The sequence below is a fragment of the Bradyrhizobium sp. AZCC 1588 genome, assembly GCF_036924735.1.
In the GTDB taxonomy this organism is placed as follows: Bacteria; Pseudomonadota; Alphaproteobacteria; order Rhizobiales; family Xanthobacteraceae; genus Bradyrhizobium.
The window spans coordinates 4413834-4427907 of record NZ_JAZHSC010000001.1 but is presented as its reverse complement, the minus strand read 5'-3'; the positions used below and the strand labels follow the sequence as shown (position 1 = coordinate 4427907).

The following is a 14074-nucleotide window of genomic DNA, read 5'->3' as shown; positions in this document are numbered from 1 at the left end:
CGTTCGAGCTCAAGGCACAGTCCCTGACAGAGAATTGGTAGTGGCGACCAAGGAAGCCCCGCCCTTCGCGATGAAGCAGCCGGATGGGAGCTGGGGCGGCATCAGCATCGAGCTCTGGGGAAAGATCGCTGCCGGAGCACATCTGCGCTTTCGTTTGGTTGAGACCCAGAGCGTGCAGGACCTGGTGAACGGCGTCGCGAATGGCACTTTCGACGCCGGTGTCGCAGCAGTAACTGTGACCGCCGGGCGTGCACGCAGTGCCGATTTTACCCAACCTTTCTACAACACCGGACTCGGGATTGCAGTGCCGATCCATGAAAACGTCTGGGTCTCGATCGGGCGGGCGCTGCTTTCCTTCGGCTTTTTTCAGGCTGTCGCCGTGCTGCTATGTTTTGCGATGGCAGTCGGATTCCTCATTTGGTTGCTGGAACGCCGGAAAACGGAACATTTCGGCGGAGGAGCCAAGGGACTCGGCTCCAGCTTCTGGTGGTCGACCATTGCCATGACACAGGCGGGAGCCGCCCAGAATGCGCCGACAACTCTCCCCGGGCGAATCGTCGCAATCGGCTGGATGATCGCTTCCATCATCGCCATAGCCGTGTTCACCGCAGGGATCACCTCCACCCTCACGCGCCGAGGGCTTGAAGGCGCCGTTCACGGCTTCAACGACTTGCGATCCGTGCGCGTCGGCGCCGTCGCGAACTCTACGACAACCGACTACCTCACTCGTCAGCAACTTTCCTTTCGAGCATTTCCAGACCCTCAAAGCGGCCTATCTGCATTGAGCCGCGGCGCGATCGATGCCTTCGTCCATGACAAACCGCTTCTGACCTGGATCGTTCGGAAGGATTTCTCGGCCTCGGTTCGTGTTGTCGACACCAGCTTCAGCAGCGAGAGCTATGCAATCGTGCTGCCGAAGGGCAGTACCTTGCGGCCAATGCTCGATCTCGCCGTGCTCGATCAGATCGAAAGCGATTGGTGGCGACAAACGCTGTTCCAAACCCTTGGAAATGCACGATCTCCCTAGCTGACCGTTGCGACTCCCATCCGCTTTTGTGGCGCGGTTCGGCCGAAGCCAAAGGTTTGATCGATCGAAGGTCGCCTGATTGAGATACTCTCCGGGATGCAATTTCCGCATTGGTTGATGCTAGCTGGTGCTGTCTTGGTGGTGCTCGGCCTTATCGGTTTGGTAGTCCGCAATCATCCTATGCCATTCATCCGATGAGTGGATGATTTGATTGGGGTTGCGAAGTCGTTAGAAAAACGATTTGACCGTTAGCCCTGCCGCCCGGGCATCCTGTATGAATGTATGTGCTTCCTCATTGGACATGGTGAGGTCAACGCCGCCGAGGAATTCCTCTCCCTTGGCGGTATTCGCACGGAATGTCGTCTCGTGTCTGCCGACATGAACTGTATAGTCAATGTCGCTTTGTGCTTCGGGCATGGCATTCTCCTCGATCCGAAGCCTGTCGCCGATGCAAAGAGCGAGCTGAATCCAGGCGAAGAACGTCCATGACCAGCTCATCAGGCCAAAGAAGCGCTAGATTGTTCTCAAGCCGACTTTCGATGCGACAGTTCTCCCGTCTATTGCGAACGACGGTTTCCGGGCGCCGATCGTTGATCGACTACCGCTTCTTCCACCCACCCCGGTGCCCCGGCGCGCCGCCGCTCGACCGCGGCGCGGGGCCGAACTCGGGCCCCGACTGCCGCGAATCCGTGGGCTGGAAGATTTTGCTGCCACTGCCGATCTCCGGCTTGCGCGGTTTGGCGCCGCTGGGGCGGTGGGGCAAGGATTCCGGGCCGTGCATTTCGTCTAAGTGGGGTTTGTGGATTTTGGAGGTGGAAGGACCGCCGCTGCGGCTCATCCCGCCCCGACCGCCTGCGGCGGTCGACCCTCCCCCTACAGCGGAGGGTGAAGAGGCACCGCGCTTCTTCATCGCTGATGTCGGCAGGTTGGCGGCCTCGCCGTACTTCTTCGTCCCGGCATAGGCGCCGGCCTTGCCTTGCACGGCGCGCTGTTTGGCGGTGGGGTCGTCGACCACGGCCATTTCCGTCGCGCGCAGGCGTTTGACTTCGTCGCGGAGTCTGGCGGCTTCCTCGAAGTTCAAATCGGCGGCGGCCTCGCGCATGCGGGTTTCGAGGTCGTTCAGAACGGCCTCGAAATTGTGGCCGATCGAGATGACGTCGTCCGCCATGCCGCCGTCGCCGATCTCGACCAGCACGTGGTCGCGCTCGTAGACGGAGTTGAGGATGTCGCCGATCGATTTCTTCACGCTCTCCGGCGTGATGCCGTTGGCGGTGTTGTATTCGACCTGCTTTTCGCGGCGGCGGTTGGTTTCGGCGATGGCGCGCTCCATCGAGCCGGTCATCTGGTCGGCGTAGAGGATCACCTTGCCGTCGACATTGCGCGCGGCGCGGCCGATGGTCTGGATCAGCGAGGTTTCGCTGCGCAAAAAGCCTTCCTTGTCGGCGTCGAGGATCGCGACCAGCGCGCATTCGGGAATGTCGAGGCCTTCGCGCAAGAGGTTGATGCCGACCAGCGCGTCGAACGCGCCGAGACGCAAGTCCCGGATGATCTCGATGCGCTCGATGGTGTCGATATCAGAGTGCATGTAGCGCACGCGAATGCCCTGCTCGTGCAAGTATTCGGTAAGGTCTTCCGCCATGCGCTTTGTGAGTACCGTGATCAGCGAGCGATACCCCGCGGCAGCGGTCGCGCGCACTTCGCCGACGAGATCGTCGACCTGCGTGCGCGCCGGACGGATGTCGACCGGCGGATCGATCAAGCCCGTGGGACGGATCACCTGCTCGACGAAGACGCCGCCGCTTTCGTTCAGCTCCCAGCCGCCGGGCGTCGCCGACACCGCGACCGATTGCGGGCGCATCATGTCCCATTCCTCGAACCGCAGCGGCCGGTTGTCCATGCAGGAGGGCAGCCTAAAACCGTATTCGGCGAGCGTCGCCTTGCGGCGGAAATCGCCGCGGAACATGCCGCCGATCTGCGGCACGGTGACGTGGCTTTCGTCGGCGAACACCAGCGCATTGTCGGGCACGTATTCGAACAGCGTCGGCGGCGGCTCGCCGGGGCGGCGCCCGGTGAGGTAGCGCGAATAGTTCTCGATGCCGGCGCAGCTTCCGGTCGCTTCCATCATTTCGAGGTCGAAGGTAGTGCGTTGCTCCAGCCGCTGCGCTTCCAAGAGGCGGCCCTGGTTGTTGAGCTCGTCGAGCCGCAGCTTCAGCTCGGACTTGATCGACTTGATCGCCTGCACCAGCGTCGGCCGCGGCGTCACATAGTGCGAGTTGGCGTAGATCTTGATGAATTCGAGATCGTCCTGCTTGTGGCCGGTGAGCGGATCGAACTCCTCGATATTCTCGACGGTGTCGCCGAACAGGTTCACGCGCCAGGCGCGGTCCTCATAGTGCGCCGGGAAGATGTCGATGACGTCACCTCGGACGCGAAACGTGCCGCGGGTGAAATCGGCTTGCGTCCGCTTGTACTGCAGCGCGACGAGGTCGGCGATCAACTGCCGCTGGTCGATGCGCTCGCCCTTCTTCAGCGCAAAGGTCATCGCGGTGTAGGTTTCGACCGAGCCGATACCGTAGATGCACGACACGGACGCCACGATGATGACGTCGTCGCGCTCCAGCAGCGCGCGCGTCGCCGAATGGCGCATGCGGTCGATCTGCTCGTTGATGGACGAGTCCTTCTCGATGTAGGTGTCGGTGCGCGGGACGTAAGCCTCGGGCTGGTAGTAGTCGTAGTAGGAGACGAAATACTCGACCGCGTTGTCGGGAAAAAAGTTCTTGAACTCGCCATAGAGCTGCGCGGCCAGCGTCTTGTTCGGCGCGAGAATCAGGGCCGGGCGCTGCGTCGCCTCGATCACCTTGGCCATGGTGTAGGTCTTGCCCGAGCCGGTGACGCCGAGCAGCACCTGGGTGCGGTCGTTGCGGCTGATGCCTTCGACCAGTTCGGCGATCGCGGTCGGCTGGTCGCCTTTCGGCTGGTATTCGGATTTGATCTCGAAGCGCACGCCGCCTTCGGATTTCTCCGGGCGCGGCGGCCGGTGCGGCGTCCAGACTTTGAGCTGGCCGTTATCGCCGCGAAATTCGGGACGGCCGTCCCGGATCAGGCTTTCCAGCGCATCGGCGGTGGCTTTGACGCCGAGCGCTTCCATCTTGTTGCGCGGTGGGCGAGCGAGGGATTCCTCGTCGTCTTCCGCGGTCGGCAGGCCGAGCTGGCGCGCGAGCTCGGGGTCGAGCGTGGGGATAGTGGCCGCGGTGCCGTAGTTGGCTTGGGGGGATTCGTTGAGGCCTTGCCTGGCATCGCGTTTCGCGACGTCATCGCTCGTCCCTTTGGTCGACGCGCGCGCGCGATGCGCGGCGGCCTCGCCGCCGGCGCGGCGGTCCCAGGAATTGTCGGGCGGCGGCTGCAGGCCGGTGCCCGAGCCCATGCCGGCGTCGCCGCGGTTGAGCGCGGGATTGAGCAGTTCCGCCAGCGCCGGTCCGATTGGTTGCACCTCGGACCGGTGCGCCTTGGATTTCGGGATTTTGCCTGATTTTCGGGGAGCGTCCGGTTTCTTCGCCATGCGGCGAATATGGGACGAGTCAGCCGGTGAGAAAAGGGCAAATGGCAGCGCGAAAGCGCGCGCTTCCGCCTGTCAGCAGATGTCAGCAAGACCGCAATCGGGAACCGTCGTGCGCCTCAGACGCGAAGATCGCCATTATCCGCTCGGGCCGGCGCTGCCTTGACGATATCCAGATGAATCCCGCCGCAGCGCGTGCATCGCATGGTCCAGTACTCGGCACCGGCGCGGCCGGGGATGATACGCAAGACCGCGAGCGCGGCCGAGCAATCCGGACAGGTCGAAAGCAGCGGCGTGGCCTGCAGGGTATGTTCGGGGCGGGGAACGGAGATTCGGCCGGCCAGCGCGCCGACAGCGCTTACCGATTCGCGAACCGCGGCATGAAGCGATCGATATGGGCTTTCGCATCCGCGATCGCCGCTTCCGGATTCGACCAGGCGAAGCCGACCTCGAGCGTCGGAAACGCCAGGCCATCGATCACCACCGGCTCCTGGTCGGCCCGTTGAATCCTGGCGTGCCATAGCCCTCTCCCTGCTTCGAACGACTGGATTTCAAAGCCGCCATAGATCATGGCGCGTCCCCCGGAATTGCGCATGCCGCGAGCAGAGCACGGCGCGATGGAGGCAGATGTGAAGCGGTTCACATGTCGCGGAGTTTTTCGGAAGACGTCGCCCGGGCCGGCGTTCCCCGGATGCTGCGCAGCGCGCCGCCCCTTGCGGCGTGATGCGCTGCTGTTCCGGGGTCCATCGGTTCGGGCGAAAGTCGTGTGGGTCCCGGCCCTGCGGAGCAGCGTTTCACGCTGCACCGCGTCCGGGACACGAGTGCTCAGCGTCGGGAAGCAATATGATCCGCGAGCACCACGGCATCGTCGCCGACGCCTGACAGGAACGAGGAGTTCATCTTCGACAGCCATTGCAGGCCGAGGAAGTACAGGCCGGATACGGCTGAGATGCCGTTGCGATGAACCGCTTCGCCGCGGGCGTCGAGGACCGGGATATCAATCCAGCCGAAATCGACGCCGTAGCCAGTCGCCCAGATGATCGAAGAGATGCCCTCCGCGGCGAGGTCGAGGCGCGTGAGCGGCGCGGTGACGCAAGGCGGGTCGGGAAGCGTCGCGCGGGCGCCGGGTTCTTCCGGCAGTTCCAGGCGGCGCCGTTTCACATATTCATCGATGGTGTCGAGGAAGGTGGTGAAGGCGATGTCGCCGTCGCCAAGGCTCTTGTCGAGGCTAGGTGCGATGTCGAGCACGCCGCCATCCGCGGCGTCGAGGCGTCCGAGCAAAATCATGCCGCGGGCGGCGAAGTCGCGGAAATCGATAGTGCGGCCGCCATAGGCGCCCGAAATCACCGGGCCGAGGCGCGCGGGCCCGCGCTCCTCAGGGGTGATCTGGTCGAACTGCATTTCGGCGAGCCACCAGATCAGGTCGCGGCTGCGGTAGCGGCGCGGCAGGCGGCGATGCCGTCCGACCGAGAGATAGACGCGCCGCCCGGCCTGCAGCAATTCCTCGGCGATCTGCGCGCCGGACGCGCCGGCGCCGGCCACCAGCACCGCGCCCGGCGGAAGCTGTTCGGGATTCTTGTAATCGGCGGCACGCACCTGAAACACCGGATGATCGCGCAACAGGTCCGGAATCACGCTGCGCTGATAGGGTCCGGTGGCGACGACGACATTGTCAGCTTCGATCGTGCCATCCGTGGTCTCGGCGACAAAGCGCCCGCCGTCGCGCTGCGACAGCCGCGTCACCGCGACGCCGCAGCGGATCGGCGGCGCGACGAAATCCGCGTAGGCCTCGATAAACTTGATGATGGTGGCCGTATCCGAAAACCCATCGGGATCGCTGTGCGGAAACGGAAAGTCCGGCAGCCGCACCGACCAGTTCGGAAACTGGAATATCAATCCGTCCCAGCGTTCGCTGCGCCAGCGTTCGGCGATCCGGTGGCGCTCGAGCACCAGATGCGACAGTCCGCGCTGCTTGAGGCGGTGGCTCATCACGAGGCCGGCCTGGCCGCCGCCGATCACCAGCGTTTCGATCTTCTCATCCGGCATGTCTGTGGCCCCTGCGGCGCGTGGCGGGCTCCGCTGCCGCGCGAACGATCCAGCGCCGGAACGCGGCGAAATCGCGCTGCCCCGTGCTGAATCCCCGATACACCAGATACCAGCGCATGCCTTTCGGCACACTTAACGCAAACGGCGCGACCAGCCGGCCAGCGGCAAGGTCGTCGTCGATATAGGGGCGGATGCCCATGGCGACGCCAAGGCCGTCGACGGCGGCCTGCAGGGCCTGGCCGTAAAATTCGAACTCCGGCCCGCGGGCGCTGATGCGGGCGGTGCCGGCGGCCTCGAGCCATGACGGCCAGTCGTCGGGCGAATGCGCCACCCGCAGCAGGGTCGGCCCCTTCAGATCGCCGGGACGTTTGAGCGCGTTCGCAAGGCGCGGCGCGCAGACCGGCAGCAGATCGGCGGCGAACAACGGCTCGACGATCAGGCCGGGCCATTCGCCATCGCCGAGCTTGATGCCACAACTCCAGTCCTCGCCGAACGGCACCGCGGCGCCGCCGGTGGTGATGCGCACGTCAATATCGGGCTCCTCTTTCCGGAAATCCGCCAGCCGCGGGATCAGCCATTTCATCGCAAAGGTCGGACCGACGCCGATGGTCAGCACGCGCACGCTTGCAGGCGCGGTCACCTGCGCGGTCAGGCTCGCCAGCGCGTCGAAGATCGGCGTCAGCCCGTTCTGATAGGCGCGGCCGGCGGCGGTGGTCACGAGGCGGTTGGCCTTCCGCTCGAACAGCGCCACCCCCAGCCGCTCTTCCAACAGATGCACCATCCGGCTGACGGCGGCGGCCGAAACGTTGAGCTCGGTCCCGGCGGCGGCGAAGCTGCCGGTGCGCGCTGCCGCTTCGAACGCCTTGATGCCGTTGAGAAAGAGCAGCCGCCGCACATGACCCTCAGGAAAACTGATGCCAGAGCAAGATAACTCAGTTTGCGCACGCCGTCCAAGCACGGCAGAAATATGATTGTGGAGATTGCCGATGACGGCCCTGATGATTGCAGCCCTCGGTGCCCTGATGGTCGCGACGGCGTTTCTGTCCGGCCTGTTCGGCATGGCCGGCGGGATGATCCTGATCGGCGTGCTGCTGATGCTGATGCCGCTGCCCACCGCGATGGTGCTGCACGCGATCACGCAGATGGCCTCCAACGGCTGGCGCGCGTTTCTGTGGCGGGCGCATATCCGCTGGCGGCCGGTGTTCGTTTATCTGATCGGCTGCGCGCTGGCGCTCGGCCTCTGGTCGCTCACCCGCTACGTGCCGGACAAGCCGATTGCCTTGCTATTGCTCGGGGCCACGCCGTTCATGGCGCGGCTGATGCCGAAGAACCTCAAGCCGAACCCGGACAGCATCTGGCAGGGCTCGTTCTACGGCTTCATCTGCATGGGGCTGATGCTGATGACCGGCGTTTCCGGCCCGCTGATGGACACGTTCTTTCTCGGCGGCAATTTCGGCCGCCGCGAGGTGGTCGCCACCAAGGCAACCTGCCAGGTCGTCAGCCATCTCACCAAACTGATCTATTTCGGCGGCATCATCGACCAGGCAGCGACGCTCGATCCCGTGCTGGCTGCAGTTGCGATCGCGGCCTCGATGCTCGGCACCACACTGGCGCGGCGGATTCTTGAGGCGATGAGCGACGCGCAGTTTCGTACCTGGGCCAACCGGCTGATTACGACGGTAGCCGGCTATTACATTCTCTACGGAAGCTGGCTGTTGCTGGTTCGCGGCTCGGTTGCTTCCTTCTGAAGGGAGAGGGCTGATGTCGGATGCTGCAGATCCACTGGTGCTCGACTTCGTCGAATGGGTCGCCCGCGAGCCGCGGAATTACGCAGAAGTGGTCGCGACCTGGCGGACCTCCTGTCCGCGCCTGACCATCTGGGAAGACGCTTCCGATCGCGGCTATGTCGTGCGCGAAACCATCGCCGGAACCGGACTGATGGTGACCGTCACCGCATCAGGCGAAAAGCTGCTGCGAGAGCACGGCCGCATCGGCGTGCCGCAACGCTAGTCTCGCGGCGCCAGCCGTCATCACATTTCCGCGCGACGCCCTTAGCCCGCATTGACTTGGGACATCGGTCCGATCAAATTCATGCATCCGCATCTTTCTTGCGATGCACGGATTTCAACCAGCAGGATCGCCCCATGATCGACCTTCACTACTGGACCACGCCGAACGGCCACAAGATCACGATGTTCCTCGAAGAGACCGGGCTGAAGTACAAAATATTTCCGGTCAACATCGGCAAAGGCGACCAGTTCAAGCCGGAGTTTCTGGCGATCGCGCCGAATAACCGCATCCCCGCGATGGTCGATCATGAACCCAAGGGCGGAGGAAAACCGATTTCGATCTTCGAGTCTGGCGCGATGCTGCTGTATCTCGCCGAGAAGACCGGAAAGTTTCTACCGTCCGATCTCTACGGCCGCTATGACGCGATCCAGTGGACGTTCTGGCAGATGGGCAATCTCGGGCCGATGGCCGGGCAGAACCATCACTTCTCCAACTACGCCCAGGACAAGATCAAATACGCGATCGACCGCTACGTGAACGAGACCAACCGGCTCTACGGCGTGCTCAACAAGCGTCTGGCCGATCGCGAGTTCATCGCGGGCGACTATTCGATCGCCGACATGGCGAGCTATTCCTGGATCGTGCCTTACAAGAACCAGAGCCAGAACATCGACGACTTCCCGCATCTGAAGCGCTGGCTGGAGACCATCCGCGCCCGCCCCGCGACCGAGCGCGCCTATGCCAAGGCGAAAGAGGTCAATCCGAACTTTGGCCAGCCCGTCAACCGCACCGAGGAGGAGCGCCGAATCCTGTTCGGCCAGACCGCGGCAGTGGTGCGGTAACGCAGCATCGCCGGGACTTGGCTTGCCTGGTCCGCCTTTCCGGCGTGATAGGCTGGGGATTCACGCGTATCCCCAGATATCCATCCCCAGCACGCATAGGCAATATCGCCGAATCATGGCGAGAATCGCCGCGTAAACGCCCAACTTTTGCCGGGCCCGGGCGTTGTCAAACCGCAGGACTCGTTGTTTCGGAGACGATTGTGGACACCACACTGAAGCTGAAGCCACGCCCAACCAACGTGGCGTTGATCGCCTGGCAGTTCACCGGACAGCCGCTGCACGAATGGCCGAGCTGGGTTCAATCCAGTTGCTCGCTGCAGCGAAGCGAGGACGGGCACCTCGAGCTCCGACATGAACGACAAAGCGGGACACAGATCGTGTATCTGCAGGAGTGGCTGGTGCGGGATCTCGATGGCGGCGTGTGTTTTTACACCGACGCCGAGCTACGCAGAGAGTTCGACATCGCATCCGGTCAGTGAAGCTGCTCACACAAATCGAAAAATAAACCGCTGGCACCGCGCTCCGATTGGCCACAATCTGGAGATGGGTTTTGCTGACTGAACCCTTTCGAGGGGTATCGAGCTAATTTACCTGTATCTTTACTGACCTGACACGCGACACACCGGTACCCCTCTTCTCCCAACATTTGCGATTGGAGGAAGTGATGGCAACTCAAGTGAATGTCCAGCCCGGCCATGGCAAGGCTGGCCGCCAACCGACCCGACAGTTTCTCGATTCGCTTTCCGGACATGACGATCCCGGAATGTTCGGACGGATGTTTCCGAATCTCGAACCGCTCGCCGTCGACGACGCGCCGCTGCAGGAGCTTGCCGACGCGATGAAGGATCCCAACCCCGGTGACGCCGCCGGCAACAACACCAAGATCCCGGCGGGCTTCACCTATCTCGGCCAATTTGTCGATCACGACATCACGCTCGATCTCACCTCGTTCGGCGACAAGGAAGCCGACCCGACGGCGGTCGAAAACTTCCGTACGCCGGCGCTCGATCTCGACAGCGTCTACGGTCTCGGTCCCGACGGCAGCCGGCAACTTTACGCGCGCAATCCCGGCGATGCCGACGGTAAGTCGCCCGGTCCGAAACTGCTGCTCGGCAAGACCATCAGCGTTGACGATGTAACCATCACGCCGCGCAACGACCTGCCACGTAACCCGGAAGGCTTCGCGTTGATCGGCGATCATCGCAATGACGAGAATCTCGTGGTTGCCCAGACGCACCTGGCGATGCTGAAGTTTCACAACAAGGTCTGCGACCGTCTTGCTGCGTCCGGGGTGCCGGCCGGCGAGATATTCACGCAGGCGCGCCAGACGGTGACCTGGCATTACCAATGGATGGTGCTGCATGATTTCGTGGAGCGCATCACCGAGAAAGGAATCGTCGCCAAGATCCTCGATCAGGGCCGCCGCTTCTACCGCTTCAAGAAGACGCCCTATATGCCGGTCGAGTTTTCCGCGGCGGCGTACCGCTTCGGCCATAGCATGGTGCGCGAGGTCTACAGCCACAACCGCAAGTTCACGCCGGGCGGCGGCATTCCCGCTACGCTCAATCTGCTGTTCAGGTTCACCGGCCTGTCGGGCGGCATCATCGGCGATCTCGCGCCCGATCCGGTGCAGCCGCCGCTGCCTATACCTGTGCTCTCGAGCAACTGGATCATCGACTGGCGCCGCTATCACGAGGTGCTGGCGGCCAATCCTCCCAATGTGCGGCTTAATCCCTCGCGGAAGATCGATCCGTTCCTGATACCGCAGTTGCACGAGCTGCCGGGCGGTGGCGGTAGCCTGCCGTTCCGCAATCTCAAGCGCGGCGTGATGCTGGGGCTGCCGTCGGGACAGGATGTCGCCAAGGCGATGAAGATCAAGAATCCGCTCACCCCGGCTGAGATCGCGAGTGGCACGGATGGCGCCGCGGCAAAGAAGCACGGCCTGCACGAGCACACACCGCTCTGGTACTACATCCTCAAGGAGGCCGAGCAGCGCGGCGGCGGCGAGAAGCTCGGACCGGTGGGCGCCACGATCGTGGCCGAAGTGTTCGTCGGCCTCGTCCACGGCGACCGTCAATCGTATCTGTGGCTGAAGGGCAAGAACTGGAAGCCGACGCTGCCGTCCAAGACACAGGGCGAATTCACCATGGCCGATCTGCTGCGCTTCGTCGGCGATATCAGCCCGATCGACGGGATTTCGACGGTCTAGGCATTCGGTGCCATCGTGCGCTTAGGATGAATCCAGCGATTGCGCGGCGGTAAAGCTGCGCAATCGCTGGCCGTCAGGCGAAAGCTGCCGGCTCCGCAGGGGCGCCATCATCACGGCTTTACATATGTCCAGCCCTGCTCCTGCAACTCCATGACACGCACGACTCCGGATTTCACGACCTTCGCCTCTGAGATCAACGGAATTTCCTTGCTTTCGGCCCTGCCCATATTGTCGCGCGTATTGGCGCAGGCTTGGAACGAGATCGATGGATTGCTCTCCGAGATCGCCTTGATCCGCGCCTTGACCGGCGAGGTGTCGTCGCGCAGCATATGCAGGCCCGGGCCGAAAGTGACGATGTCGATCGCCACGTTCTCGCCGAGGTCCTTGTAATACTGCACAACGTTCGTTGCATTGTTGAGCGCGAGATTCATCATCGCGGGCTCGTTCGAATTCACCTGCAAGATCAGGCGGTGCGGCTTCTTGTCGACAACGGCAACCGCAACGGTACGCTTCAACCCTTGCGCAGGTGCCGCCTGCTTCTTCACCAGCGCCGCTTGATTCTTTTCCTGCGCCGGCGCTGATGGCGGCGCCACAATGAGCAGCGCTATGACGCCGACCATCACTCTGATTGCATTTCCAATCCTTGTCATGACGCTTCTCCCGTGATTGTTCGACGACCTCAGTTGCGTGGACCGGCTACCGTGTGTGGCCATTTGCACACTGCGGCGAGCCGCTCTCGCGCCGTTTTCAGCCCGCCAAGCAAGAAGTGTCCTTCCTGGGCGGTGCCGGTCCGGTTCACCACACGAACGGCAAGCTCGCCCTGCTCGGGCAGCGACTGCAGCAAGCGCACGACGTCCCCGGTGAACGCTACACCGGTTCCGGACGACGGCTGGGCTCCCGCAAGCCGCACGGGCTGATCGTCATCGATGCGGTAAGAAATGGAATAATCCTTCGCGTTGCCGGAGAAGACCGGTCCTGCAATGACCGTTTCAGTGCGGCCGGCGCGGCAGCGAATCGAGAGTTGCATCGGATGATCATTTGAGCCGCCGTGGGACAGGGTGGTGGCGGTGATGATCGGCGAATAGTCAACGGGCGAAGTGGTCTCGCTGACAATCCAATTGTCGCCCCCAGGGGCCGGTCGGGCCGGCGCAATATTGCGCAGCACATTGTCCAGACATTCCAGCCGCTCTTCGCGCTCGAACTGGGAGCAAGCGCGAAGATCCGCCATCGGGTCGGTCGGGCCTTGCGCGAGCGCGATTCTGCTGACGACTTCGAACGCGACCGAGAGAGGGAGCGCTTTCATCGCGACACCTGTGCCGCGCGTGCCTGGCGATCCAGCCACTCCTGCGCCGCCGCAAAGCGGGCGAGGCTGGGGACCGTCGCGGCCAGATTGATCGACTTCCACTTCGGGTCGAAGCCCGGCCCCTGCAGCTTGCCGATACGGGAAAACAGAGCATCAACAAAGCGGGCGACGCGCTGATAGCGGTTTGTCCCTGCCGGCCAATTGAAAGCGACCAGAACGGTCGGTACCGCAATCGTCTGAACGCGCTCGCCTTGCTTGATCAGACCGGGGTATTCGGCCGCTTCCAGCACCGCGGGAAGATAGTAATCCTCGAACTTGCTTTCGTATTTGACGGGCAGGAACTTGAAGCCGGGATCCCAGTGCCCGCGCACGAAGGCGTTAACCGGTTTCGACGTGATGAAGACGACGGCCGCCATCTCGCCTTTGCGCATCTGCTCCAGCGCGATCTGATGCGGAATGAAGGTGTTCTCTGAACTGATGCCGAGACGGCTGAAGATCAGGGGTCCCGAATAGGCGGCGGCCGTTCCCTGGGTATTGAAGTTCACTTTCTTGCCGGCGAGATCCTGCAGGCTCTGGATTTCGGGTCGAACAAAGATATGTAGCTCCGAGGGAAAGAGATTGAGCAGGTAGGTAATGCGGCGCTGGATCTCGGGTACCTGAACCTTGTACTCTTCGAGCGCGTCGGAATTGATGATCGCCGTGTCGACACCGCGCAAATAGAGCAGCGAGTTCAGGTTTTCGGTAGCGCCCCGGGTGACGATCGGTAGCACATGCAAATTCGGCCCGTCGTCGACAACGCGGGCGATTTCTGCCGCGAGGCGGAGGGGCGCACCCTCTAGCAAGCCGCCGGCGAGGCCGACCGTCCAGGCATTCATCTTCTCTTTTTCAGAGATCTGCGTTGGGGAGCGTTGCGCCTTGCGGGCGCTCTGCGTTTGTGCATCCAAGGTGGCAGGCTGAAGCACCAGAATGATCGGCGCCAACACAGCGAACGTGAGCAAAATGCTCGATCTGGAAATCATGTTCATCTGTAATATCCTTTTGTATAAACTTCGGCTTCAGCCGGCCATGGCCCGCCTGGCTC

14 protein-coding genes are annotated in these 14074 nt (G+C 62.8%); 6 read left to right on the top strand and 8 right to left on the bottom strand.

From position 1 onward, the window contains the following. Positions 1 to 40: 40 nt before the first annotated feature. Complete coding sequence (locus tag V1277_RS20790; RefSeq protein WP_334417885.1) at positions 41 to 1027, top strand: transporter substrate-binding domain-containing protein; 987 nt, start codon at positions 41 to 43, stop codon at positions 1025 to 1027. 228 nt (positions 1028 to 1255) lie between these two features. On the opposite strand, the gene V1277_RS20785 is transcribed toward V1277_RS20790, so the two are convergent. The 5 genes from V1277_RS20785 to V1277_RS20760 all read right to left on the bottom strand — a co-directional run bounded on the left by V1277_RS20785 (position 1256) and on the right by V1277_RS20760 (position 7524). After that, positions 1256 to 1444, bottom strand: a complete 189-nt coding sequence (locus V1277_RS20785; protein WP_334370140.1) for a hypothetical protein — start codon at positions 1442 to 1444, stop codon at positions 1256 to 1258. 181 nt (positions 1445 to 1625) lie between these two features. Further along, the gene (uvrB, locus tag V1277_RS20780) at positions 1626 to 4586 is read right to left on the bottom strand and encodes an excinuclease ABC subunit UvrB (RefSeq protein WP_334417884.1); all 2961 of its coding nucleotides are present in this window, start codon (positions 4584 to 4586) and stop codon (positions 1626 to 1628) included. A gap of 355 nt (positions 4587 to 4941) precedes the next feature. Then, the gene (locus tag V1277_RS20770) at positions 4942 to 5154 is read right to left on the bottom strand and encodes a hypothetical protein (RefSeq protein WP_057842216.1); all 213 of its coding nucleotides are present in this window, start codon (positions 5152 to 5154) and stop codon (positions 4942 to 4944) included. Between the two features lie 254 nt (positions 5155 to 5408). After that, a complete protein-coding gene (locus tag V1277_RS20765) occupies positions 5409 to 6629 on the bottom strand; it encodes an NAD(P)-binding domain-containing protein (protein ID WP_334417883.1) in 1221 nt (406 codons plus the stop codon). Then, positions 6619 to 7524 (bottom strand): LysR substrate-binding domain-containing protein, encoded by a 906-nt coding sequence (locus tag V1277_RS20760; protein ID WP_334417882.1) that lies wholly within the window; start codon positions 7522 to 7524, stop codon positions 6619 to 6621. The genes V1277_RS20765 and V1277_RS20760 overlap by 11 nt, the downstream gene beginning before the upstream one ends. Before the next feature lie 91 nt (positions 7525 to 7615). On the opposite strand from V1277_RS20760, the gene V1277_RS20755 reads away from it, so the two are divergent. The 5 genes from V1277_RS20755 to V1277_RS20735 all read left to right on the top strand — a co-directional run bounded on the left by V1277_RS20755 (position 7616) and on the right by V1277_RS20735 (position 11690). Beyond that, positions 7616 to 8377, top strand: a complete 762-nt coding sequence (locus V1277_RS20755; protein WP_334417881.1) for a sulfite exporter TauE/SafE family protein — start codon at positions 7616 to 7618, stop codon at positions 8375 to 8377. Between the two features lie 13 nt (positions 8378 to 8390). Further along, the gene (locus V1277_RS20750; protein ID WP_065743530.1) at positions 8391 to 8639 is read left to right on the top strand and encodes a hypothetical protein; all 249 of its coding nucleotides are present in this window, start codon (positions 8391 to 8393) and stop codon (positions 8637 to 8639) included. 134 nt (positions 8640 to 8773) lie between these two features. After that, positions 8774 to 9481 (top strand): glutathione binding-like protein, encoded by a 708-nt coding sequence (locus tag V1277_RS20745; RefSeq protein ID WP_334417880.1) that lies wholly within the window; start codon positions 8774 to 8776, stop codon positions 9479 to 9481. 200 nt (positions 9482 to 9681) lie between these two features. Next, entirely contained in the window at positions 9682 to 9960 is a 279-nt protein-coding gene (locus V1277_RS20740; RefSeq protein WP_334417879.1) for a hypothetical protein, read from the top strand. 185 nt (positions 9961 to 10145) lie between these two features. After that, the gene (locus V1277_RS20735) at positions 10146 to 11690 is read left to right on the top strand and encodes a peroxidase family protein (RefSeq protein WP_334370148.1); all 1545 of its coding nucleotides are present in this window, start codon (positions 10146 to 10148) and stop codon (positions 11688 to 11690) included. Positions 11691 to 11800: 110 nt separating this feature from the next. Here the strand turns inward: V1277_RS20735 and V1277_RS20730 are convergent, their stop codons facing one another. From V1277_RS20730 to V1277_RS20720, 3 genes are read right to left on the bottom strand one after another with little or no spacing between them, the layout of a single operon-like run. Further along, positions 11801 to 12340: a DsrE family protein gene (locus V1277_RS20730; RefSeq protein ID WP_334417878.1), complete on the bottom strand. Its 540-nt coding sequence runs from the start codon at positions 12338 to 12340 to the stop codon at positions 11801 to 11803. Between the two features lie 29 nt (positions 12341 to 12369). Further along, a complete protein-coding gene (locus tag V1277_RS20725; protein ID WP_334417877.1) occupies positions 12370 to 12993 on the bottom strand; it encodes a hypothetical protein in 624 nt (207 codons plus the stop codon). Next, positions 12990 to 14012 (bottom strand): TAXI family TRAP transporter solute-binding subunit, encoded by a 1023-nt coding sequence (locus V1277_RS20720; protein WP_442894589.1) that lies wholly within the window; start codon positions 14010 to 14012, stop codon positions 12990 to 12992. The genes V1277_RS20725 and V1277_RS20720 overlap by 4 nt, the downstream gene beginning before the upstream one ends. Positions 14013 to 14074: the final 62 nt, after the last annotated feature.